We start from the raw sequence: 25,351 nt of genomic DNA, 5'->3' as shown, positions 1-25,351 counted from the left end.
ATCAATATTTATTTTTTTAGTAAATCGTATTTCTGATCAATTCCACGCTCTCGCAGATGAATACCTTCCTTCATCCAACGTGGTTCTTTTGTTCCTTTCAGGTAATAGTCAAAGAACTGCATCATCCGGATTGTCCAGTCTTTCTGTGCACCTCTTCCCAGTACGAAATGTCCTTCACCTTTGTAATTCAACAACCATGCAGGACGTTGTAAGCGACGCATAGCCAAATAAAGAGCACGTCCTTGTTCATATGCAACAGCCTCATCCTCATCATTATGTAATATCAACAAAGGTGTATGTATCTTATCAGCCTCCAAAATTGCTGAACTTGCCAGATACTTATCTTTTGCCTCCCATAAAGTCTTTCCCATACGACTTTGTGTTTCCTCGTACATAAAATATCGTGGCAGACCGCTTCCATTACGAATTCCCAAATATCCGGTCACCATATCCGTAATTGGAGCCGCTATATTGGCACAAGTGAAAAGATCTGTCTTTGTCACCAAATATGATGTTTGATAGCCAGACCAGCTATGTCCCTGTAAGCCTATTTTCCCGGGATGTGCTATCCCCTGCTCTATCAGATACTTCGTTCCACTCACAACAGCATCATAACAACTCTGACCGGGAGTCCCAACCGTGAAATGCACATCCGGCATAAACACAATATAACCATTGCTGGCAAAATACATAGGATCCCCTAACGCACTACTCAACAAAGGTGCATGATAAATATTCAACTCACCGGAATGAGTTTCATAAAACTGCACCAACGCCGGATATTCTTTTTGAGGATCATAATCTTCCGGAAGATAAAGCAACCCCTTATTTTCCTTATTCTCATAATTAGTCCACTTTATCAGTTTAACTGTACCCCATTTATAATCTGCTTGTTGAGGATTCGCATTCGTCACTTTAACGGGATTGGAGAAATCGGACTTACTCCACCACAAATCCCTAAATTCCGATACATTCTGACGATTCCAAACGCAATACTCATGATTGTCAGAAAAACGATGTATAGTATATACATAATTCCCCTCCATCAATTTTCTCAGACGGCCTTTCATATCAAGCTGATAGACACCCTCATCCATCGTGTCTTTATCCCAAAGGCTAACTATGACTTTTTCGTCTTTCTGAAAAACATCCTTATCTATATTACTCGTCATTTTACGAATAGATTTGCCATGCTTGCGACCATATCCTTTAGTCAGGCACTCCGGCTGACGTTCTCCTGTCAAATCAATCTTCCACCAGTCATATGCATCGTACAGAAACACATTATTCCCGTCAGCCGTCCACCCTGCTATTCCATAAGCGGGAGCAGGAGCCGGTTTATCATAACTTTCCATGAACATTGGATAACCGATAGCATCAGATATATTAACAACCTTACCGGTAGCACCATCAAACTTATTCCAGACTTGAGCAATCGGATCATACATTACTGCCCACTTGCCATTTACCGACCATTTGGGAGCTGTACGATAACTACGTCCGATCAACCGTTTTGCACCTGTATGCACATTCACTGAATATATATCGAACGGCAACCGATCCAACCACTCACGCTGCATCTTATAAGGAGATTCATCTGTGTAAAGCACATAGTTCAAATTCTCTGCTCCCGATGGTAAGAGTAAATCTACGGTAAATGGAGCAACTTCTGTGAGCTTCTTAGAAAAAATATCATAAATATACGTCACCGACTTATCCTGCCTATAACGTCCGCCCCTTTGTAAAGTCGGAACTTCCATTTCGTTCCACGTCCACAACTCTAATTCAAAACTCTTGTCCGGTTTCTTCTCCGATTCTTCCCTTCTACGGGAAATCTGCTGTGAGTCCCGAAGTTCAAGTATCAAAAAATTATGGCTTTTAGACAAGTCAATACGTCCGACAGACATACCATCAGGCAAAACAATTTCTTTCCGGTCAAAAAGCAAGTTACAACCCGGCTTCTTTAATGAAAAAGCATACCACAAAGAATCATTTACGCTAAACTCCCCGATCATCTCTTTTTCATTAAAACTATAAGAAGAGGGTTCACTCTTTACAGAACTCTGATAAAGAGTCTTATATGGACCAGCTAAAGGGCCATAGCATAGCTCGTTCCTGTCTGACTTTTTACGAATGAAAAGAATAGAACGTCCTCCGTCATATAATGTATGATAGCCGATACTGTCAATATGAAAAGCAACTTCTGTCTTCAGATGACGTACCACCAGCCTGTTAAAAGCCGGAACATGATTTACCGTATCTTTCGACACATTAGTTACAGAGATTGAGTAAGGGGTCCCTTCCACAGGACGAAAAGCCTCTTTATGTTTCCATTCGGTCTTTACTCCCGAAGGCAATGACAACAAAAATGTTTTCATTACTCCTGCCGAGTCTGCCAACCGATAAAAAGCTCCCTGGTCGTTATTATAAAACTCCAGACGCTCTATATCGCCATTCAGCAATATTTCCTTCCGCGTACGGGAATCGAATAAATGCAGTTTTTTTTCTTCCTTGCTAGCCGGATTATATTCCATCAACGATATACGGTAAGTCACCCATCTGCCTGTCGGTGAAATATCCGGTGCATCAATACGTTTCCAAGATGTACATGCTTCTATATCCAACGGTTTCTTTTGAGCCTCAACAGACAAGCTTCCCCCCAGCAACAATCCTGCTATAATCCCTATATATACAAATATCCGGTTCATCTTATCTTCTCCTGTCATCTTTAATCATATCCTTATTCAAATCGACATCAGAATCAGCCGAGTTGTCATGCAATAACAAGCGGGCAAAGTGACGCCACATCTTATGCTCGAAGAAATCCTCAGACTCACCGAAGAATCCATGTGTACATTTCGGCAATACAAACATTTCGAAATCCTTATCAGCCTTAATCAATGCATCCACCAGACGCAATGTGTTAGCAGGATTCACAGTTTTATCCATCGCACCGGTAAACAGCAACAAGCCGTGCTTGTAATTCTTTACCAACTCTTGATTCGGACGTACACGGACACTATAATCATACATCGTACTTTCTACTCCCAAACTATCTTTAGTCGTTTTCACCTTCTCATCTACACCGAAATGAATCTCAACAAAGCCTTTATTATAAATACGATTGTCATGATTACCTGCCGATGAAACAGCAGCCGAATAGAAATCAGGATAAGTACAAATGGCAGCCGCCGACATAAACCCTCCACCGGAATGGCCGTAAATACCGACTTTGGTGGCATCAATAAACGGATAACGGGCAGCCAGTTGCTCAATAGCATATTTATCATCCGCCAACGGATAATCACGCATATTGTTGTATCCATAGGTATGATAAGCCTTTCCGCGCATCGGAGTGCCACCTCTGTGCCCCACAGTGATTACAATGAACCCCAGTTGAGCCAAACGGGTATTATAAACATCATTAATCGTGAAACGTGTCGGCACATATTCGAAGAACGGTCCCGGATAAACATTCGAAATGATAGGATAAACCTTTGTCGAGTCAAAGTCGGCTGGTTTCCACATCACGCCATACAAATCGGTCACTCCATCGGCAGCTTTTACCTTAAAGCGTTCCGGTGCTTTCCATCCCATCTCATAGACAGGCTGCAAATCGGGCTTTTCCAACGTCATAATCACCTTTCCATTCCGGTTACGAACCACATTCACCGGTTCCTGCGAAACAGTAGAATAAGAATCTACCATATATCGGTAAGACGGAGAGATACTGACATCATGTGACGCATTCTCCGGAGTTAACAGACGAACAGCATTCGGACGATCCAGTTGAGCTTCATAAAGAATGTAATAATAAGGGTCAATGCCTTTCTCACGACCATAACCATAGAAATACATCTTACGCCCGATAGTATCAATCTTGGTAACCGGACCAGCTACCCATATTCCATCGGTCAGTTGGTTCTTTAAGTTTCCCGTTGCTGTGTCATACAGGTAATAGTGTCCCCAACCATTACGTTCGGAACGGAAAAGGATTTCTTTCCCGTCATTCAGGAAAGAAACATTACGCATCTGATAATCGAGATATGGTTTGTTTTCTTCATGAATCACTACGCGCACTTTTCCGGTTTCTACGTCTACCTCGCAAATATCCGACTGGTTCCATGGACGGTTATAACGTTGGAAATACAAACGCTTCCCGTCCTTTGAAATATACAATATGTCAATATACTGATCAGGCCAGCGATTAATATCGATTTTCTTCACTTCACGGGTATCGACATCTCCAATCAACAATTCATATTGGGTGACATGTTTATCGCCTGCCAGTTCGGCTTTATAAGTTTTCAGTGTCGGATATGGAGTAGACAACGAATTGATTAACCATAAATCACGCACTTTCCTGTTATCCTCACGAACAGCATAAAAACGATGGCTACCTGGAATCCAATGAGTAGATTCGGCTCCGAAGCGTCCTTCCAGCTTACCCTCATCTTCACGGTTAAATGTATAATTCGGCTCACCGTCCGTTGTCAGTTGTACAGGAATGGTATCTTGCCCTTTCTTTTGATTCCCAACAAAATACAAATTATCCTTGCTGGCATAAAGAAAATAAAGACTATCTGGAGAATACTTCATCCAATACGGATCACTATTTCCATAAGATGGTTTCTCATTAAGCTGCTTCAGTGCTTTCGTATGAATATTGTACGTATAAAGTCCACGGTCAAAATCAATACGAATCGTTTCGTTATCCTTCATGAAAGTGAAAGACAAATATGGATCTGCCGAAGAATAGGCTTTCTTGGTATATACTGCAATTTTACTCAATAATTCAGCCGTATCAAACAGAAGACGTTTTTCCTTTTTCTTCGGATTTACATAATAATACTTCTTTCCTTCACGTGTAGTAAACGAATAATAAAAACAGTCCGTACCATTAATAAACGTTGGCTTGACTTCTGTTGAATACTTTATTATAGGATTCTGTTCTAACAGACGGAACTTTTCCGCTAACTTATAATTCGCTTTCTGCTGTGCATCGGCAAAGCTACATATCAACAATGCAACCACCAGGCACACATATCTAAAGAGAGAGTTTTTCATAAAATCTTATCTATTGTCTTATTTGTTACGGTTAATATCTCCCCAATAGTCTGCACGAGTATCACCCAGCAAATGCTTGGCAAAGAAACGGTACATCTTCTTCTCAAAATACTTATCAGCAGAACCATATCCATGGCCGGCACCCGGAATCACCAGCATATCAAAATCCTTGCCGGCTTCAATCAATGCCTGCGCCATGCGATAAGTATGAGCAGGGTTCACGTTCTTGTCCATATCACCGGTGACGAGCATTAAATGTCCTTTCAAATTCTTGGCAATCTCCGTATTCGGCTTCACATTGAACTTGTATCCATACTCTTTTGTCTCATTACCCAAACTATCTTTTACTACTTTTTCCACTTCCTTCACACCGTTATAGCATTCTCCCCACCCACGATTATAGATATTGTTATCATGATTTCCGGAACAGGAGACAGCAGCTTTATAAAAGTCCGGATAAGTACAGATGGCTGCAGCAGCCATAAATCCTCCACCGGAATGACCGTAGATACCGACTTTTTTACCATTAATAAATGAATACCTCCGAGCTAACTGCTCAATAGCATATTTGTCATCAGCTAATGGATAATCACGCATATTACCATAACCAAACCGATGGTATGCCTTTCCACGCATAGGAGTATCTCCTCTGTGAGACACAGCAATTACGATAAAACCTAACTGCGCCAAACGGGTACAACATCTGTCTTCTAAGGTAAATGAAGTAGGAACTTGACCAAAGTAAGGCCCCGGATATACCACAGAAATAATCGGATATACCTTAGTAGAATCAAAGTCTGCCGGTTTCCACATTACTCCATGTAAATCGGTTATATTATCAGCAGCCTTCACAACAAAACGTTCCGGTTTTTTCCATCCGGCTTTGTAGGCTAATTCAATATCCGGCTTTGCCAATTCAAGAATCCCTTGTCCCTTGTTATCTTTCAACATGATTTTAGGTTCCATATCCACTCTTGAATAAGTGTCAATATAGTATCTATTAGACTTCAGGAATTTAACCTGATGCTGACCGTCTTCCGTACTTAATGGAGTTACTCCTTCCCTATCAATATGCACTTTATAGAGCATGTAATAAGATGGGGCAATATCTTTTTCCCTGCCATATCCATATAGATATACTGTTCGCCCCAAAGTATCAATAGAAGCTATCTGACCTGCCACCCACTCACCGGAAGTCATCACATTCTTCAACTTTCCATTACCATCATAATGATAGTAATGCCCCCATCCCGTACGCTCCGAACGAAAAAGAATATCTTTACCATCATTCAAAATAGCGACACTACGAGCATGCGGATCACGATACGGTTTGTCAACTTCATGAATTATTTCTTTCACCTCCATTGTAGAGAGGTTGACAGAACACAAATCCACTTCGTCCCATGTACGTTTCGTACGTTCAAAAAAGAGGTATTTACTATCCTTTGTCACACACAAAGGATTTATGTATTGATCCGGCCACTTACTTATGTCTGTTTTTTTTACGGTACGCCCAATCACGTCAACTATAACCAGTTCATTTTGGGTTACATTCTTATCACCAGGGAATTCATAACGATAAGTAGTCAGGGAAGGCCTGTCATCCAACGAATTTATCACCCAAAAATCTCTAAGCAGACGTTCATCTTCGCGTACTAAATAAAGATGCCTTGAATCGGGGCACCAACAGATATCAGACATGACTTCTCCTTCTTCGTCCGTTCCTCCATCATGCGCATAAGAATAATACCGAACTCCATCAGTGGTCAACTGCACTTCCGTCGTATCCATTCCCATCTCCCCATTACCTTTCACATACAGATTGTGTTTCTTCACATACACAAGATATTTTCTGTCTGGCGAATATTTCATCCATGAGTAACGATCAAATAATGACCGACTCTTTTCTTTCTTTTTCTCTACAATCTGGTGTGTCAGGCGATTATATTCATAGTTCCTACCTTTATAAGAAAAAGAAAAAGAAGCCAGGTTTTCAGAAAATTTGATATCACTCAACTCCAGTTTATTCCTGTCCACTACACCCCTAGTAATCTGTGCAATTCCCGATGCCAGTTTCCCTTTATCAAACAATGGTTCTTTTAACCGACGTTCAGGATCTACAAAATAGTAATCCTTCCCGACAGTCGTATGAAATTCAAACCAAAACTTATCTGTTCCATTAATTTCATTCGGCCAGAGATTTAGACTATTAGCAGTAAAATTACCCCCTAAACCGAAAGCCTGAAATTCATTTGCCAATTCATAGTTGGCCTGCTGTTGGGAAAAAGCATGCAGAATGCCTGACCAAGCAAATAAAACTATAAATAATATTCTTTTTCTCATATTCAAATAAACAAAGGAGAATCACATAAAGTATTCAAGACTCAATGCGATTCCCCGCATAATCTATATAGATCAAGTTATTTTAAAGGTCATACTGAACAATCTGGTTAGCATTTCCTATTTTATATAGTACATCCACTATTTTTCCAAAATTATTATCTCCCTCCTTCTCACTTTCCTCATTCGGGTATAATTGTTTTATTTTTACATCATTAACCAATCCTGATTCTTGCTTGTCCTTCTCTTCCACCCCATATATAAAGAAACTTCCGTCTTCCAAGGCAACCCCTAACTGACCGTTGTAAACTCCATATTTTGGATACAAATATATATCATTAGATGAAAGAGCAATCACCTTCTTGTCAAATGTATGAATCAATTTTGGAGCAGATGCCACACCTTTCACATATTGGCAATACCACAATTCATTCCCCATTGCAATAACAACATACTGCTTTTGTTCAAATACAGCCATATCTGTATACTCTTTATTTTTCAATGACGTCAAGTCATTTTCATAATAATCATATATATCCCATTTTTTATTCTTCATTCTGAAATAGCGCAATTGATAAGACATATCGTTACCCTTCATCAAGGCAACCCATGCTTGCATCATGTCGCCATTCACATTAACTGACGCAGTTTTCATTGTTACAATACTTTCATCACGCATATTCTGAAAGTTCTTAGCATCCTCTCCTTCAAATTCAACTATTTCTCCGGTATCCTTCACCGTATTATCATAAAATGTCGGATCATTGGAACTATTCTTCACCCCACCTCCATTTCGAATAATTACCAATGAGTTATCCTCTTCACGGAGAGCCAGAACCGCATCCATATTTCTGTCCTTAAACTTCTGTACAGGATATAAAGCACTGAATTTAGTATAATTCCACAGTGGAATAGACATATAGGCTCCAGCATGAAAATCATTTGCAACCGGCTTCGTGTGCATATAAATATATCCATTTTCATCACGAATAAATTTTGCAGAGTAAGACATGGCAGCTTCTACAGGTTTGAAGCCTCCCACCGGCAAATCCCCATAGAACTCATCCTCTGTATATACTTCACGCTCCAAAGTATTACCGTTCAGCTCCACCCAACGATCTTGCATCACTACCAGTTCATCATATACAGTCTCTACCTGTCCGAAAGTACTAGGATAACCCAAATGCTCAAAAACACCTTTGGGGTTGGTTCCTAAATCTTTGACTAAATACTTTTCGACAGAATGATATGCGATAGAATCACGTACCACTTTCTCACCCCAGATATTCACAGTTTCTGACACACCATACAAGGTCTTAATCTTGATAAATGAAAGTGTTGACTTTCCATCTACGTCAGACAAAACCACCCATCCTCTCTGATAAGGAGAACGAACCAAAATGTCTGTTGAAGCAGAGTACTTAACCCCTGTTTTATTGTCGATGACGGAAAATGTGAGTTCAAACAATCCGATCTTATGAGAATTGAAAGTATACGAAGGTGCTTTTACATTCAACAATTCTCCGTCTAGTCTCCATTCGTAACTCACATCCGGATCTGTTTTATCAATTGTAAACTCAAACGTAGGTGTTATAACTAAGTCTTCATCTATCCCAACACTATAGTTTTTTTCAATATTACTAATAGTGCCTTTCAGTTCATTAATCGGTGTATAATCATAATTGTTTTTATCATCCAGGCAACTGCAAATGCTACTCAATAAAAGTAGTAATAAAATATAAACTGTTATCTTTTTCATACTTCTTCCGTTTTTTAATTATCCGGCAACAGGAATTTCCATTTTACCATACTCATCACTCATGGGTTCATCCGGATGTTGAGTATTATAATCTTTAATTCTATTTTTCAGACGCAGTGCATATTTACGCAATATAAACATATCTTTTCCGTCAAATACCACCCCGTCTTTTTTCAATTCTTCCAAAAACATTAAATATTTCTTTTCCGAATACCTCCCCAAATACCATTCTTCAACAATGTTGTAGGGATTATTCACATCACCGTCGTTTCTAGTCCACCACTCAGGTGCAAACAACAAATTAGATACGGAAATAATAGCACGTGAATAGACACTCGGACCTTGACGAACCTCACCACCGTCATTCACTTGCAACGTCAGCAGTTCAGCTTTCGTATCCAATTTTTCGTAATACTTCAGAACCACCAATATTTCTCCGGTTAGTTCTCCTGCTTTAATTACGCACTTCTCTGGCAATTCATATTGGGTAGCAGGCAAAGTCGTTCGTTCCGGATCTACACTGACCGTAAACTCCAAATCCTTATCCTGTACTTTTCCAGAAATGGTAACTCCTAATAATATCTTAGCATTTTCACCTTCATTGTAAAACTTAAAAGATACACCTGTTGTATCTGTTGTCATATTTTTCTCAAATGCAATATATGACACATCATTTGTATGGGTCAGTAATCCTTGCTCCTCACAAGAAGTAAAGAAGGAGACTCCCAACAATACAATGACTATATAAAAACTTATTCTTTTCATATATCTTCAATCTTTCAAAATTTAAATATTGCTTTCCGAATCAGGCAATGGCATCACCAAATTATCTTCAATCGCCGGATATTCTACGGACTGCTTTTCATCCGACCCTTCCAAGTTCCGTTTCAAACGCTTGTATAAAAAGAAAGTCTGTCCTTCGCCAATAAACTCGCGACGGGCGTCATCAACAATCAGATTAATAAAGTCTTGCTTCGTACCCGATTTGCTAAGGTCAGGAGAACTAATACCTCTCCCTTGTTTCACAGTTTTAAGATATGTCTTGGCCAATTCCTTATCTGTATCATAAATAGCCTCTGCAGCTATATAATATACTTCAGACATACGAATCATAGGCACCATTGTACTATTCACTTTACCAAAACCAGAACCTTCATCTTGTTTTTTATACTTCAATGAACGATAAAAAGAAGAAGTATTCGGTCCTAACTGATACTTAAGACGCCAGTCTTTATCGCTTTCGGTACCGAAGAATTTCGTTATCACAGCATCACTCAAAGCCAGATACTTTTCATCATCCGGTTTGGTAGCATTATCACTTGCATGATTAATCTCCAAATCCCAATCAGTCTGATCTGTAGAATATAATGCAAATATAATGTCTTCATACATCTTTATATTCCCATTCTCTATATTCATAGGTCCACTATAACTACTTGTTACTGCCTTATAATAACCTTTATCAGCATTAATATCTATTAGTAACTTCGCTGTTTCATAGGCCTTTTCCGATTGTCCTGCATATAAGTAAACACGAGCCAACTCCGCAGTTACGGCATGATAATTAAGATGGAATCCTCTGTACCACACAAAACGTTCTTCTCCGGAAGGAGACTTAGTAAAACGATTACCCGAAGTAAACTCTGATGACTTATCCACATCCTTCAAAATCTTTTGCGCTTCTACTAAATCAGCGATGATGCGTTCCAAACAGTAACCGACTGTTTGTCGATCGGATAAATAAGATGGATATTTGTCCACATAAGGAATAAAAAGCCTATCTCCCGGATTCATAGCCAAAGACGGCGCATATATACGTAACAAATCAAAATGCATATACGCCCGTAAGGCAATAGCTTCTCCTAAAATCATATTTTTCTCCTGCGTACGTTTGTAGAACAGCATTGTATCTTCCTCTGCCACCTGCTGTGCAAGGTTATTACAATTGGCTATGATATTCCACGCTGCGCTCCACATAGCATCTGTTGTAGGAGTAAGTTCAGAGTTCTTATACAAAAACTTCGATAATTTCTTCATAGCTTTACCACCACCGCTGTCGGGGGCTTTGTCCAAGTCATATACCTGTCCCCAGCCATCTATCAACCCCCAGCTCAGATTACTACCGTACAAATCGAAAGTCGCCAACTTCCGGTATATACCGTTCAGAGCTGTACGATAACCATTTCCTGTCTCAAACAAATATTCTTCCTTTATCTCATCCGCAGGTCTCACGTCCAGCCAGTCACTACAAGAACTGAACGAGATAGCTGCTAGACATGACACAAATATTATTGTATATATCTTTTTCATTTTTTCTTCTTTTTTTAGAACTGTGCTTTTAATGAGAATTCCACTTTCCAAGATCTCGGATAGCTCAATCCGCGTTCCTGTTTAATAGAGGACCAGTTTATCAAGTCGCTCGTAGAAGCTTCCAGACGAAGCAGATTCATGCGGAGATGTTTTTTTATCCAGTCACGGTTAAAATCATAGCTGACATTCAATGAATTCAATCGAACCAATGCTTTATCCTGCACGAAACGTGATGTTGGCAAAGTAGTCATCCCCCGGTCTTTAATATCTTTAAACTGAGCTATGTCACCCGGTTTTTTCCATCTGTCCGTCAATACGCGTAAATCGACATTCTTGTTCACTAAGTCCGCATTTTCCACATTGTTGACCAATGTTTGATTGTATTCCTGTCCACCCCACTCATAAAGAAATGAAGCAAACAGAGTCCAATTCTTATACGACAGGTTCAACCCGAAAGCACCACTACATTTAGGTTCTGTATTTCCAACTACAACCTCCTGCGCAGCATTCCACTTATCAGCTATAGAGCCATCACGGTTCAAAAAGATCTCTTTACCCGTAGTAGGATCAATGCCCAATGAACGTACAGCCCAAATTGAAGTCAGAGAAGCTCCTTCCTCATACTGTGGCAGTGGTACCGAATATTCCGCACCATGAGACAGCCCTAATGTTTCTTGATAAAGTGCTTCATTTTTATAATAAGCGGCCACTCTCTCATTATATGCTTTCTGAGAGTCGGAAATCTTCAGAATCTCATTCTTATTGTGCGCCATATTTCCCCATAACGCCACATTCCAGTTTCTGTCACGATAAATATCCGCACGAAGTTTTAATTCTACGCCTTTGTTGGCAACTTGTCCCATATTATCTTTGTAAGTAGAGAAACCGGAAGTTTGGGAAAGAGTGACATCATTCACCAAGTCAATTGTCTTATTATAGTAATACTCGAAATCAACAGTCAGGCGATCATGGAACGTTTTTGTTTCGATACCAACACTCAGCTTATCCGTCTTTTCCCAAGTCAAATCTTTATTACCTAAAGCTTTCAATACAGCCCCATAACCTGTTATATACCATTCATCAAATAAAGTTTCATACATCGTCGTTGCAGCATAAGCCGGGAAATTAACTTTACCGGTACGCCCATAAGAAGCACGTAATTTTAACTTATTGATATATCCGTTACTTTTGAAGAAATCATAGTTATGAATATTAACACCCAAACCTCCAGAGAAGAAAGGAGCCCACTTCTGATTCGCCCCAAACTCTGACGAACCATCGAAACGTACAGAAGCGTCTACCAAATAAATATCATTCCACGTATAATTGGCAGAAGCTAATACGCTAACCCTTCGTGTGGTATTCTCAGTACGAGTAGGTTTCTTATATACTTCCGCCGCATAATTCAGAGAGTGAAACTCACCCGACGGAAATCCACGATAATGAGCATTGGTACTCTCAGTGGTACCTGAAGCTGCTTCCCAACCTGCTGAAACATTCAAATTGTGCTGCTTGTTAAAGCTACGTGTATAGTATAAAAAAGCATTGGAATTCCAATCCAAACTTTCTCCATTCGTCGTATACAAATCACCGGCAAGATTATTATCTTTTGAACCTGTAACACTAGTCTTACTTGAAAGCGGATCAATAAACTTCTCTGATTTGGAATATTTCTTCGTTACACTGAACTGCCCTTTAACCGTCCAGTAATCATTCAGGTACCAGTTAAAGCTCAAATTATCAATAACCTCATCATAAGAGTTCCAATTATAATTACCCAAAGTTGCTTCATATAGCGGATTATTATTGTCACGTCCGCTAATTTTCGAATATGTGAGTTTCTCCCGGAGTGTTCCATCATCTTTATAAGGAGAGTCATAAGGCTGTAGTCCGCTAAAATCACTAAACGAACCATACGGAGATTCTTTCGATTTCGTATGCCCGAAAGATACATAGTTTCTTACTTGCAAATTCTTGATGCGATAATCCAAAGAGAAGCCTGCACTATAGCGATTACGTTCTGTACCCTTCATCACACCATCTGCTATATTAAATGAACCGTCCACACCATAACGCAAATTAGGTGTTCCTCCCTCTAAGTAAATACTGTGCTTATGATTGAAAGAATTTTGAAGTGGAATAGACATCCAATCCGTATCTACTCCTTTTTGAATTAAAGCGTATTTCTTATAATAGTTGTTCATCCCTACCGCAGTCGATGGAATGTTAGCTTGTCCTTTATCAAATAATCCTGCGAGACGCTCTATTTCCAGCTTCTCCGATGCATTTGCCAAATTATAATCCCGTAAATCGGGCATTTCCAACGTTCCTGTAAAGTTATAAGAGACACGAACCTCTCCTGCTTTCGGAGCAACAGTAGTAATTACCACCACTCCATTAGCAGCACGTGAACCATACATAGCAGTAGCAGCAGCATCTTTCAAAACCGTCAAACTCTCAATACGGGTAGGATCCAAGTCATATACCTTCTCAATGCTTACTTCAAAACCGTCCATGATAAAAGTTGGTAAATTAGGATTATTCTCCAAATTTGATTTTGAAAGCTGATCTTTATCCAGTTCTTTAACGCCAAAACCGGAACGTCCACGAATATACATTTCTGGTAAAGCATTCGGGTCAGAACCAAATTGTACGTTATCTACCAAACGGAAAGAGGGATCGAATGACTGGATCGCCCCAATTATATTTGTCTGTGACACCTTACGCAAGTCATCACCCGAAATCTGAGTCGAACTACCCGTAAAACTGGATTTACGTACATTGCTATATCCGGTCACAACCACATCTTCCAATGTTTTGACATCATCCACCAATGTAATTTCAACCGTTTTCCGACGAGTAGCATCCACTTGGACAGTTTGCTTCTTCATACCTATAAAAGAAACTTCCAACACCACCTTATCACTTTTTACGTCCAAAGTAAATTCACCTTCAATATTGGTAGAAGTACCTGTACGAGTACCTTTAACAATAATACTAGCTCCGGGAATCGGCTCTCCATGTGAGTCTGTCACCATACCACGGACACGGTTTTCACGCTTTTGTTTTCGAATGACAACAATACCGTCTTTCATCACATAGTCAAACCCTTGAGGATTCAACACTAATTTAAGAGTTGTATCCCATCTCTCGTTCTTCACATCAAGTGATACCGAAGGAACACCCTTGAACATTTGTGAATTATATAACATATTCACACCTGTCTGTTTTTTCACTGCATCCAGGACAGTCTCTATAGAGACATTGTGCAGTTTCAAAGTCACCGTCTTGTCTTGTGACGGTAATGCCCATGCACTAAACGTACAGCACATTGCCACTAGAAAACATAGCAGCCATCGTTTTTCTCTCATAAATTAATAATTAAACTTTTGTGTACCTAATATTCTAACTATTCTAATATTCTATCTTTTCCATTCCTGTTCTTCCACTTTGTCATATATCAATATATTCCTGCCACTGATTTTATAAGTAAGGTCTCCTGTCAGTTCCAGTGCATCCAGGAATGAATTTATTGTTCCGTAGCGTTTCAAGTTACCACTATAGGTAATGTCGCGCAGGTTAGGGGTTTCGTAATAAACCTGTATGTCGTACCAGCGTTCGAATGTCTTCATTATATCGCCCAAGGGACGGTCATTAAAGATGTACATACCATCTACCCAACCAACATATTCTTCCAAATCCACCTTGCGTTTCGTTGAACTATTGGCAAATACAACAGCTTGTTCACCCGGTGAGAGAGTAACCGTTTCCGCATTTAATGTAGAGAATTTCACTTTTCCATGTACTAGGGTTGTATAACAAACAGGGGTATCGGCATAAGCATTCACGTTGAATTCAGTACCAAGTACAGTTATTTCCCCGAGATGAGTTTGTACCACAAATGGATGATTCTCATCTCCTGCTACATCAAAATAAGCTTCACCCTCCAAACGCACAATTCGACGTTTACCGGCAAAACGTACCGGATAGGTCAATTTAGAACCGGCATTCAAATGTACTGTCGTTCCATCTGCAAGGATTACAGTATTTTCACCTCCACGCGGTATTACCAGTTCATTTGATTTGCCAGATTGTTCTTCAATGTTTTTCTCCTCATGTTGTGTCGTGACGGTAGGCTGATAAGACAGCACTCCTTTCTTATATTTTACTTGAACGCCATCTACTACTACGCTTACTTCTTTTCTATGCACATCAATCACGCTGCCATCGGACAAAGTCAATTGTGCCTGCTGCGTTCCCGGCTGAATCAAAGTTTTCCCTTCTTTTTCCGATGAGATATAATTCGACATATAGAAAGAAAGAGCAACGGCTAAAGTAACGACAGCCGCAGCAGCGTACCACCCCACCCGACGAGAACGACTCTTCCGGCCTTTCGATTCCATCTGCCCGATACTCTGAAGAAAAGACTGATAAGCTTTCTTTGACGAATATTTTTGATATTCTCCAAAGGCGACTTTCAAAGTCTCCCCGCTCTGTAACTGCTCGTATACATTTCGTAAGTCCGGACATTCTGCCAACCGTTTCTCAAGATCTTTTTGTTCCACTTCATCAGCCTCCCCCAAAAGAACCTTTCTCATTAAAGCAGCGTCTTGATATACATTTTCGAACTTCTTCATCTTATTGCGTTTTTTTAATTAAACAATTGTTTAATTCATCTTTATTATAGATATACACAACTCATAAAAACGGGTGACAAAAAGATGACATCTTTTTGAGATAAAAGAATAATGAATCAGAATTTAGAGGTAGAAATATATCATAATGTCATTATATAGAAGAAAAAGATTTGATTTTAACAAATAGAATAAATTTTAATCAATCAATAAAAAGACAAAGAAGTATCAGAATGTTTTTTTATTTTTAGAAAAATAAAAAAAGAATTATGGAATGAATGGAATCCCCCAACCTTTCACGGAGGAATTTATAGCTGCGAGTCTTTTGGGTTTTGACAGTATTGATACTTATCTCCAGACGTTCCGCTATCTCTTCCCATGTATGTCCCTCAATTCTCATTAAAATAATCCGACGTTGTTCGGCAGGAAGTTCTTCGATATAGCAATAGAGTTGCCGGATAATTTCTTCTTTTACTGTCAGTGCATAAATCGTATCTTCGTCCACCATACTTTCTTCTTCCGCCAAAGAACTTAAAATAGTATCATGAATTTGATTATTACGTATATATAATAAGGCATTATTATAGCAGGCACGATAAAGATAATTGGTAAGTTCTTTAATATCAGAAAAGGTACGCTTCCCCTCCCATACAGAAATAAAAACTTCCTGTACCAAATCTTCCACCGCATCGGGGACTGGCAATATCTTGGAAACATAAACACATAAAGCAGTATAAAAACGATCGTAGAAATCGCCCCACATCTTTTTATCCTTCCGGTTTACTCCCGCTACTATGATGTCAATTTTATCGTTCATACTGTCACTTTTCCTGCGAAAAAAGAGAACAAAATTTATAAAAATCACCGTAACTACTTACTTTTGCGATATTTATGAATGCAAATATATTGTTTTTTTCAGAAACGCAGACCTTGCCGACTTACAAAATAAAAAATAAAATGCAACAGGGCACAAAAGGCGCAAGCTTTAAAGAGGAATATAAAAATAAGAAATACTTCGATTAGTAATAACATTATTTGCAATAAAATCATTACCAATCAAAATATGTTCGGGACTTGATTGTTTACTACTTTCTGATTGCTATGATATATGCTGTCATTCACAGTCGTCACAGAGGCGTAACCATCTTATTCACAGATATCTTATGTGAACAGGTAGTATCATTCTCACTCTTCACAGCCCTTCACTTTCTTCACCAAATACACATTGCCCAATCTCGTATGCTGTCGACTGATACCCGTTGCAGTCAGAATCTGCGCCAATTGGATAGGAGTACAATTACGAAGTACAGCCGGAAACCTCTTTTTCAATTCTTGATGAATGATAGCGGCGGAGAGTGACAGACAATCCGGTTCATCCAACATGGCAGGCGCGTATATGTTGCACACAATGTCTTCTATGGGGTTGACATGATAGTATGCGCTATTATGACGTTGCAAAGCATGTTCTTCCTCCTTGTTGAACCAGTGACGGGCACCTGCAAGCAATTCCTCTTTCAGTTGGGCGTAGATTTGTGAATGTTCAATTCCGGTACAGTCAATATCATGCTCCGCTTCAATGCAGATGAATCTGCGGCTGCCTGTCGGATCGCACAGTAAGTCAGTCCGGTTACTTGTTCCGATGAAAGAGGCGATACGAGGCAGCGACCGGAAATTTTTCTGATAGGCTTTGCAGATGTTGAGGCTGGACATTTGCATCAGATTTTTAAGTAACGGCATCTTTTGTGCTCCGAATTTATCAAATTCGTCCATGTTTAGTAACCCCATCTCGGCTAGGAGACGTTCGGGATTGCCTTGTGCGGTTAGTTTCAGATTATCCGAATAATAACGGGCTAGTTGTGGCGGCATCAGCATACGGCAGAAAGTGGATTTATGGCGTCCCTGTTCTTCGCTGATAAGTATCGGGGCTACGCTGTTTGCTTGTGTTTGATTCACTCCCAGCCATTGGGCGGCAAGTCCGAGCATCCAGGTGTGAAAGCTTTTTATCCATATAGGAGTGTCGGATACTCGCTTCGCCAAGGGCTTCAACCGATCCGTTCCGTCCCAGGCAGGTAGTTCGTTCATATAAAGCCGGAAAGGGTGGTAGCTTTCCACTAGGGTAGAGTAAATGTATCTTTGAAGGTCCTTGTCCCAGCAGTTGATTCCTTCTTTGTGGGCTTCCAGGCAGAAAGTATTCAGTTCTCGCTTGTCTATGCGGCAGAAAGGAATTTCTCGTTGCCCGGAGGGGCGAAATTCGGTTTCTTCGGTGAGTAAGTTGTAGCGGAAGTCATATCGTACTTTCAAAAAGTCAATCACTTGTCGTGTTAGAAGGACGGGGTGTTTATGTACTTCTTGTTTATATGCTTCCTGTTCATCTATTTCTTGCATTTTCGGTACGTTCTTTGAAGTGTTCGGTGAAACGATGACGTTTGACGATTCTTTCATCAATGCTTGTATTCTTTTTGCCAAACGTTTCGAGTTATATTCTAATGTCTTCATATTTTTCTTGTTTTTTAAATGAATAAATGTTGTTTTTTCGACCGGTTGATGCTGCTAAGGTATAACATGAAATATGGGGTTTGCAAGTATTTAACTAAGAAAATATTTATTTTCTTCTGAAACGAAAAACAAGCTTTCCTATGCTGATATATCGTTACTTTGTCGTATCTTTAGTGCTTGTTTAGGAAAAGCCGACTGGAGTTGTCCGGTTGGCTGACAATAGTTGACTGAACAGCCGATTCCAATCGTCCGAATAGCCGATTAAAGTTGTCCTATGATGAAGTTACACATTTAAATTGATAAGAAGTAATGGCTATTGTGTTTGATTGGTATGAAAATCCTAATGCTTCTTCGGAAGAAGAAGCGGCGTTGCATCCGCGTATCTTTATGAATGGAAAAGTGGATACGGATACTCTTTGTTACAAGATTCATGACTACAGTTCGTTGACTGTGGGCGATGTAAAGAATGTGCTTGATAACTTATCGAAGATTCTCGGCGAGTCGTTGCGAGAGGGAAAAGAAGTACATATCGAGGGGATCGGCTATTTTTATCCCACTTTGGCTGCTACGGGGAAAGTGACTCGTAGCACTCCGCATAAGACTAATAAGGTGGCTTTCAAAACTGTCCGATTTCGCCCTGACAGTAATCTGAAAGGACATTTTGTGGGTGTCCGCGCCAATCAGTCCAAGTATGTCCGTCATTCGGAGAAGATGTCAGAGGTGGAGATTGATATGCTGTTGAAAGAATATTTTGCCGAACATCAGATGATGACCCGCCGTGATTTTCAGGAAGTGTGTGGTTTGGCACGTACTACGGCCAAAACGCATTTGGTACGTTTGCGTGGAGAAGGAAAGCTGGTGAATATCGGTTTGCGCAATCAGCCGATGTATGTGCCTGCTCCCGGTTATTATGGCGTATCCAGAGATGCGGCACATCCTTCACGGTAATGACTGTGAAGGATATGAAAGAGGTATTTTCACTCAACGAATCACGTAAAAAGACTGATAAATTGAGACTTATCTCAATGTGAAGAGAATGAACAAAGGGCACAAAAAAAGAGCGAATCATTCCGCTCCACCTTTAAAGAATCCCCATAAATGGGATTCTTCTTTTTCTTCATCTTTCATTTACTCTTTACCTGAAAACGTCTTTTTCCTAATACCTAATCAAAACAATCTTTTTCCTAAAAACTAATCTTAAAATCTAATACCTTAGTTTTATAAACTAATACCTTTTAATTATTACCTTTTTCTAATACCTAAAATATAAGTAGTTTCACAACTACACTGCAAAGGTATAGCTGTTTGCGAAAACAGCAAAAGCCATCATACAAAAAATTACATTCAGACTTATTTTTTTGACTTATGTCAAGACGTAGGGTAGATTTTGAGTGTAAACCTCACGTTTATTTTCACAACAATCCGCATTTTCAACAAATCTTTCCTTTTACTCTCTAGTTGCACTCATAATTGAGCAAGCACACAACTAACAAAAAGAAAGCAAAACAAGGGATTGAAAAGACAAACTATTGCCATTCCATCCCAAAATATACAATCACAAAAGCCAATAAGCGGTCTATTTTCGAACAATCTGCATATTTCTAACCCGAAATTACGGCGTTTTTTCAGTTAAGCCGGATTCCTCCTCGGATTTTCAGAAGCAAAAACAGCTTGAAGATACAAGTCTCACAACTTTTCTGTAACTTTGCAGCGTTTGATAATAAATAAGATAGGAATGGATTTTAAGTACGACGTAATTGTAATTGGTGCCGGACATGCTGGTTGTGAAGCAGCGGCAGCCGCTGCTAATTTAGGTTCCAAAACTTGTCTCATCACTATGGACATGAACAAGATTGGACAGATGAGTTGCAATCCGGCTGTAGGAGGAATCGCCAAAGGACAAATTGTACGTGAAATAGATGCATTGGGTGGACAGATGGGATTAGTGACAGATGAGACTGCCATTCAATTCCGAATTCTAAACCGCTCGAAAGGTCCAGCCATGTGGAGCCCCCGCGCCCAATGCGACCGGGCTAAGTTCATTTGGTCCTGGCGAGAGAAACTGGAAAATACACCCAACCTTCATATCTGGCAAGATACCGTATGTGAACTGCTCGTAGAAAACGGTGAGGTCACTGGATTGGTCACCGCATGGGGCGTCACCTTCAAAGCGAAATGCATTGTGCTCACCGCAGGAACTTTCCTCAACGGACTGATGCATGTAGGACGTCATAAATTACCGGGAGGAAGAATGGCCGAACTGGCTTCCTATCAGTTGACCGAATCCATCGCCCGCCACGGTATCACCTACGGAAGAATGAAAACCGGTACTCCGGTACGAATTGACGCACGTAGTGTTCATTTTGACCAGATGGAAACACAAGACGGCGAATCGGACTTCCACAAGTTCTCATTCATGAATACTAGCACGCACCACTTAAAGCAACTTCAATGCTGGACATGCTACACTAATGAAGAAGTACACCGGATTCTGCGTGAAGGTTTGCCGGATTCTCCCCTGTTCAACGGACAGATTCAAAGTATCGGGCCACGCTATTGTCCGAGCATCGAAACCAAGATTGTCACTTTCCCGGATAAAGATCAGCACCAGTTATTTCTCGAACCGGAAGGAGAAACGACACAAGAGTTATATCTTAACGGATTCTCTTCTTCGCTTCCGATGGAAATACAAATTGCAGCATTAAAACAAATCCCGGCTTTCAAAGATCTGGTTATCTACCGCCCGGGATACGCTATCGAATATGACTATTTCGATCCGACTCAATTAAAACATACGTTGGAATCGAAGATTATCAAAAATTTGTTCTTTGCCGGACAAGTAAACGGAACCACCGGATACGAGGAAGCAGGAGGACAAGGATTGATAGCCGGTATCAATGCACACATTAACTGCCACGGCGGAGAAGCATTTACTTTGGCTCGCGATGAAGCATATATTGGCGTATTAATCGACGATTTGGTTACCAAAGGTGTGGATGAACCTTACCGTATGTTTACCTCGCGTGCGGAATACCGCATTCTGCTTCGCATGGATGATGCCGATATGCGCTTAACAGAGAAAGCATTTAAGCTTGGGTTGGCAAAAGAAGATCGATATCAGTTAGTAAGAGGCAAGAAAGAAGCCGTGGAACAAATCATTTCTTTCGCGCGCAACTATTCGATGAAACCGGCACTAATCAACAATGCTCTCGAAAAGATAGGGACAACGCCCCTACGTCAAGGTTGTAAGTTGATAGAGATTCTGAACCGCCCGCAAGTGACAATAGAAAATATAGCAGAATATGTTCCGGCGTTTCAACGCGAACTGGAAAAAGCGACGAGTTCGGATCAAGACCGGAAAGAAGAGATTCTCGAAGCTGCCGAAATCCTAATCAAGTATCAAGGATATATTGATAGAGAGAGAATGATAGCTGAAAAACTAGCACGATTGGAGAGTATTAAGATTAAAGGAAAATTTGACTATTCCACCATTCAATCCCTTTCCACCGAAGCTCGGCAAAAGCTGGCAAAGATAAATCCGGAAACAATCGCGCAAGCGAGCAGAATTCCGGGAGTCTCTCCTAGCGACATCAACGTGCTGCTGGTGCTTTCGGGACGATAAGCGGCAACGTTTCACGTGAAACAAAGCATTTAAAGAAACGATATAATTCAATGATTATGAGCAAAGAAACACTAATCAAAAGCATTCGGGAAGTACCCGATTTTCCGATTCCCGGAATCCTGTTCTACGACGTCACTACTCTATTCAAAGATCCATGGTGCTTGCAGGAATTATCCAATATCATGTTCGATATGTATAAGGATAAAGGAATCACCAAAGTGGTGGGTATAGAATCAAGAGGCTTTATTATGGGACCGATTCTGGCAACCCGTCTGAACGCCGGTTTTATTCCAATCCGCAAGCCGGGCAAACTCCCAGCAGAAACGATTGAAGAAAGCTACGATAAGGAGTATGGCAAAGACACGGTGCAAATTCACAAAGATGCACTGGACGAAAACGACGTAATTCTACTACATGATGATTTGCTGGCAACAGGAGGCACCATGAAAGCAGCTTGCGAATTGGTGAAAAGACTAAAGCCTAAAAAGGTATATGTAAACTTCATCATCGAATTGAAAGAACTGAATGGAAAATCTTTGTTCGGAGATGACGTAGAAGTAGAATCGGTATTGTCTTTATAAAGGATTTGCCTCTATTTGCAGAGAATGTGTCAAAAGTAAGCAGCTAGCGATCTTTCGTACCTAACAATTATGAATACAGAACCAGAAAGCAGAGCCAATGAATATTTGAAAGGGATTGTAGCCAACCTTCCCGAGAAACCGGGTATTTACCAATACTTGAACACGGAGGGCACAATTATATACGTTGGAAAGGCTAAAAATCTAAAGAAAAGAGTCTACTCCTACTTCAGCAAAGAGCATGAACCGGGAAAGACACGAGTGCTGGTCAGCAAAATCGCCGATATTCGTTATATTGTAGTCAACACGGAAGAAGATGCGTTATTGCTGGAGAATAATCTGATAAAGAAATATAAGCCGCGCTACAACGTTCTATTAAAGGATGACAAGACATACCCTTCTATTTGCGTACAAAACGAGTATTTTCCCAGAGTTTTCAGAACAAGGAAGATTATCAGGAACGGTTCTTCGTATTATGGACCGTATAGTCACATACCATCCATGTATGCGGTACTGGATCTGATAAAGCATTTATATCCTTTGCGAACTTGCAGTTTAAACCTAACTCCGGAGAATATACGGGCTGGTAAGTTTAACGTATGCCTGGAATATCATATAAAGAACTGCGCAGGACCATGCATCGGGCTACAATCACAGGAGGATTATCTCAAAAACATTGATGAAATCAAAGAGATCCTGAAAGGAAACACACAAGAAATCAGCCGTATGCTACTGGAAAGGATGCAGACATTAGCCGGTGAGATGAAGTTTGAAGAAGCACAGAAGGTGAAAGAGAAATATCTTCTGATAGAAAACTACCGTTCCAAATCGGAGGTAGTAAGCGCTGTATTGCACAACATAGATGTATTTTCTATTGAAGAGGACGAGTCCAATTCCGCTTTCATCAACTATCTGCATATTACAAACGGCGCCATTAACCAGGCGTTTACATTCGAATATAAAAAGAAGCTGAATGAATCAAAAGAGGAGCTTTTGACACTGGGTATTATCGAAATGCGGGAACGCTATAAGAGTCAATCCAGAGAGATTATAGTGCCTTTTGAACTTGATTTGGAGCTAAACAACATCGTATTTACCGTTCCACAGCGGGGAGATAAAAAGAAATTGCTGGATCTTTCGATTCTAAACGTGAAGCAATACAAAGCCGACCGTCTAAAACAGGCGGAAAAGCTGAATCCGGAGCAAAGAAGTATGCGATTAATGAAAGAGATACAGCAAGAGCTGCATCTGGACAGACCGCCTTTGCAAATTGAATGCTTTGACAACTCAAACATACAGGGTTCTGATGCCGTGGCCGCTTGCGTTGTCTTTAAAAAGGCTAAACCCTCAAAGAAGGATTATCGGAAATACAATATAAAGACGGTTGTAGGACCTGACGACTATGCATCCATGAAAGAGGTCGTCAGAAGACGTTATCAGCGCGCTATTGAAGAAAACGCCCCTCTGCCCGACCTGATTATCACCGATGGTGGAAAAGGCCAAATGGAGGTCGTTAGAGAGGTGATTGAAGATGAGCTGAACTTAACAATCCCGATTGCCGGACTGGCAAAGGACAATCGCCATCGCACATCGGAACTGCTTTTTGGATTTCCTCCGCAGACTATCGGTATCAAACAGCAAAGCCCGTTATTCCGTTTGCTGATACAGATTCAGGATGAAGTGCACCGCTTTGCCATCAGTTTCCATCGTGATAAACGCAGCAAACGGCAGGTAGCATCGGCATTAGACAATATCAAAGGGATTGGAGAAAAGACAAAAACAGCGCTTCTGAAAGAATTTAAGAGCGTAAAACGGATCAAAGAAGCCTCTTTTGAGGAGATTTCCGCTGTGATTGGAGAAGCGAAAGCCAAGACTGTAAAAGAAGGTTTAGATAACGAACAACAATAAGGAAATACGTCAGCCAAGGCGGCATCCAAGATAGCGAATTGACAACAAATAATAACGAATAGTCCTATTGACTACGGGGCGAATTCACAATATTTTCCCACCAACACACCGTTTTCTCTTCTGAATTTTGTAAATTTGCCTTTCCTAATCATGAAATAGAATAAATAACAATGAGAATAGTCATACAACGGGTAAGCCATGCGTCAGTAACCATTGAAGGACACTGTAAGTCGTCCATTGGGAAAGGGATGCTGATATTAGTCGGTATTGAAGAAGCAGACGGGCAGGAAGATATCGACTGGCTCTGCAAGAAGATTGTAAATCTACGTATCTTCGATGATGAGAATGGTGTAATGAACAAATCTATCTTAGAAGATGGAGGTGAGATTCTGGTTATCAGCCAGTTCACGCTACACGCTTCTACCAAGAAAGGAAATCGCCCCTCCTATATCAAAGCTGCCAAGCCGGATGTCTCTATCCCACTCTACGAACAATTCTGCAAAGATTTAAGCGGTGCATTGGGAAAAGAAATAGGCACAGGCATCTTTGGGGCAGACATGAAAGTTGAACTTTTAAACGACGGTCCCGTTACTATATGCATGGATACAAAAAACAAAGAATAATAACCAACCATCAA

At 40.3% G+C, this 25,351-nt stretch carries 15 protein-coding genes; 5 read left to right on the top strand and 10 right to left on the bottom strand.

Annotated elements, in window-relative coordinates; translation table 11 throughout:
* Positions 1–8 precede the first annotated feature (8 nt).
* The 10 genes from DWZ47_RS04190 to DWZ47_RS04145 form a co-directional block, all read right to left on the bottom strand.
* The gene (locus tag DWZ47_RS04190; protein WP_004298032.1) at positions 9–2,726 is read right to left on the bottom strand and encodes a prolyl oligopeptidase family serine peptidase; all 2,718 of its coding nucleotides are present in this window, start codon (positions 2,724–2,726) and stop codon (positions 9–11) included.
* Positions 2,710–5,067: a S9 family peptidase gene (locus tag DWZ47_RS04185; protein WP_008998256.1), complete on the bottom strand. Its 2,358-nt coding sequence runs from the start codon at positions 5,065–5,067 to the stop codon at positions 2,710–2,712. Before DWZ47_RS04185 ends, DWZ47_RS04190 begins: the two co-directional genes overlap by 17 nt.
* An 18-nt stretch (positions 5,068–5,085) precedes the next feature.
* Positions 5,086–7,410 carry a S9 family peptidase gene (locus DWZ47_RS04180; protein WP_117512370.1) on the bottom strand — a complete coding sequence of 775 codons (2,325 nt, stop codon included), beginning with the start codon at positions 7,408–7,410 and terminating at the stop codon, positions 5,086–5,088.
* 82 nt (positions 7,411–7,492) lie between these two features.
* Positions 7,493–9,166, bottom strand: a complete 1,674-nt coding sequence (locus tag DWZ47_RS04175; protein ID WP_022199979.1) for a PKD-like family lipoprotein — start codon at positions 9,164–9,166, stop codon at positions 7,493–7,495.
* 18 nt (positions 9,167–9,184) lie between these two features.
* On the bottom strand, positions 9,185–9,931 hold the full coding sequence (locus DWZ47_RS04170) for a DUF4843 domain-containing protein (RefSeq protein ID WP_004298027.1): 747 nt from the start codon (positions 9,929–9,931) through the stop codon (positions 9,185–9,187).
* Between the two features lie 21 nt (positions 9,932–9,952).
* Complete coding sequence (locus DWZ47_RS04165) at positions 9,953–11,476, bottom strand: RagB/SusD family nutrient uptake outer membrane protein (protein ID WP_004302963.1); 1,524 nt, start codon at positions 11,474–11,476, stop codon at positions 9,953–9,955.
* A gap of 14 nt (positions 11,477–11,490) precedes the next feature.
* A complete protein-coding gene (locus DWZ47_RS04160; protein WP_004298023.1) occupies positions 11,491–14,847 on the bottom strand; it encodes a SusC/RagA family TonB-linked outer membrane protein in 3,357 nt (1,118 codons plus the stop codon).
* A 51-nt stretch (positions 14,848–14,898) separates the two neighbouring features.
* Entirely contained in the window at positions 14,899–16,113 is a 1,215-nt protein-coding gene (locus DWZ47_RS04155; RefSeq protein WP_004298022.1) for a FecR family protein, read from the bottom strand.
* Positions 16,114–16,357: 244 nt separating this feature from the next.
* The gene (locus DWZ47_RS04150) at positions 16,358–16,927 is read right to left on the bottom strand and encodes an RNA polymerase sigma-70 factor (protein ID WP_004298021.1); all 570 of its coding nucleotides are present in this window, start codon (positions 16,925–16,927) and stop codon (positions 16,358–16,360) included.
* Positions 16,928–17,295: 368 nt separating this feature from the next.
* Complete coding sequence (locus DWZ47_RS04145; protein ID WP_004298019.1) at positions 17,296–18,606, bottom strand: VapE domain-containing protein; 1,311 nt, start codon at positions 18,604–18,606, stop codon at positions 17,296–17,298.
* Between the two features lie 309 nt (positions 18,607–18,915).
* Here DWZ47_RS04145 and DWZ47_RS04140 point away from each other — a divergent pair, with 309 nt between their 5' ends.
* The 5 genes from DWZ47_RS04140 (at position 18,916) to dtd (ending at position 25,337) form a co-directional block, all read left to right on the top strand.
* A complete protein-coding gene (locus DWZ47_RS04140) occupies positions 18,916–19,554 on the top strand; it encodes an HU family DNA-binding protein (protein WP_117512369.1) in 639 nt (212 codons plus the stop codon).
* Between the two features lie 787 nt (positions 19,555–20,341).
* On the top strand, positions 20,342–22,228 hold the full coding sequence (gene mnmG / locus DWZ47_RS04135) for a tRNA uridine-5-carboxymethylaminomethyl(34) synthesis enzyme MnmG (protein ID WP_022199980.1): 1,887 nt from the start codon (positions 20,342–20,344) through the stop codon (positions 22,226–22,228).
* A 50-nt stretch (positions 22,229–22,278) separates the two neighbouring features.
* Positions 22,279–22,809, top strand: coding sequence for an adenine phosphoribosyltransferase (locus DWZ47_RS04130; RefSeq protein ID WP_004296718.1), 531 nt, complete (start codon positions 22,279–22,281; stop codon positions 22,807–22,809).
* 69 nt (positions 22,810–22,878) lie between these two features.
* The gene (gene uvrC, locus DWZ47_RS04125) at positions 22,879–24,714 is read left to right on the top strand and encodes an excinuclease ABC subunit UvrC (protein ID WP_117512368.1); all 1,836 of its coding nucleotides are present in this window, start codon (positions 22,879–22,881) and stop codon (positions 24,712–24,714) included.
* A 170-nt stretch (positions 24,715–24,884) separates the two neighbouring features.
* Positions 24,885–25,337, top strand: coding sequence for a D-aminoacyl-tRNA deacylase (gene dtd / locus DWZ47_RS04120; protein WP_008023798.1), 453 nt, complete (start codon positions 24,885–24,887; stop codon positions 25,335–25,337).
* Positions 25,338–25,351 lie beyond the last annotated feature (14 nt).

This window comes from Bacteroides sp. AF32-8BH (genome assembly GCF_003435205.1).
In the GTDB taxonomy this organism is placed as follows: Bacteria; Bacteroidota; Bacteroidia; order Bacteroidales; family Bacteroidaceae; genus Bacteroides; species Bacteroides ovatus.
Note: the sequence above shows the minus strand (reverse complement) of the source record. Positions and strands in the feature narration are given on the sequence as shown.

What these genes read in the sequence shown, in the direction of transcription:
- DWZ47_RS04155 (WP_004298022.1), bottom strand. Translation starts at nt 16,113, where the DNA reads ATGAAGAAGTTCGAAAATGTATATCAAGACGCTGCTTTAATGAGAAAG.
- uvrC (WP_117512368.1), top strand. Translation starts at nt 22,879, where the DNA reads ATGAATACAGAACCAGAAAGCAGAGCCAATGAATATTTGAAAGGGATT.
- DWZ47_RS04175 (WP_022199979.1), bottom strand. Translation starts at nt 9,166, where the DNA reads ATGAAAAAGATAACAGTTTATATTTTATTACTACTTTTATTGAGTAGC.
- DWZ47_RS04150 (WP_004298021.1), bottom strand. Translation starts at nt 16,927, where the DNA reads ATGAACGATAAAATTGACATCATAGTAGCGGGAGTAAACCGGAAGGAT.
- DWZ47_RS04145 (WP_004298019.1), bottom strand. Translation starts at nt 18,606, where the DNA reads ATGAAGACATTAGAATATAACTCGAAACGTTTGGCAAAAAGAATACAA.
- DWZ47_RS04190 (WP_004298032.1), bottom strand. Translation starts at nt 2,726, where the DNA reads ATGACAGGAGAAGATAAGATGAACCGGATATTTGTATATATAGGGATT.
- DWZ47_RS04140 (WP_117512369.1), top strand. Translation starts at nt 18,916, where the DNA reads ATGGCTATTGTGTTTGATTGGTATGAAAATCCTAATGCTTCTTCGGAA.
- DWZ47_RS04165 (WP_004302963.1), bottom strand. Translation starts at nt 11,476, where the DNA reads ATGAAAAAGATATATACAATAATATTTGTGTCATGTCTAGCAGCTATC.
- DWZ47_RS04185 (WP_008998256.1), bottom strand. Translation starts at nt 5,067, where the DNA reads ATGAAAAACTCTCTCTTTAGATATGTGTGCCTGGTGGTTGCATTGTTG.
- DWZ47_RS04160 (WP_004298023.1), bottom strand. Translation starts at nt 14,847, where the DNA reads ATGAGAGAAAAACGATGGCTGCTATGTTTTCTAGTGGCAATGTGCTGT.
- DWZ47_RS04170 (WP_004298027.1), bottom strand. Translation starts at nt 9,931, where the DNA reads ATGAAAAGAATAAGTTTTTATATAGTCATTGTATTGTTGGGAGTCTCC.
- dtd (WP_008023798.1), top strand. Translation starts at nt 24,885, where the DNA reads ATGAGAATAGTCATACAACGGGTAAGCCATGCGTCAGTAACCATTGAA.
- mnmG (WP_022199980.1), top strand. Translation starts at nt 20,342, where the DNA reads ATGGATTTTAAGTACGACGTAATTGTAATTGGTGCCGGACATGCTGGT.
- DWZ47_RS04130 (WP_004296718.1), top strand. Translation starts at nt 22,279, where the DNA reads ATGATTATGAGCAAAGAAACACTAATCAAAAGCATTCGGGAAGTACCC.
- DWZ47_RS04180 (WP_117512370.1), bottom strand. Translation starts at nt 7,410, where the DNA reads ATGAGAAAAAGAATATTATTTATAGTTTTATTTGCTTGGTCAGGCATT.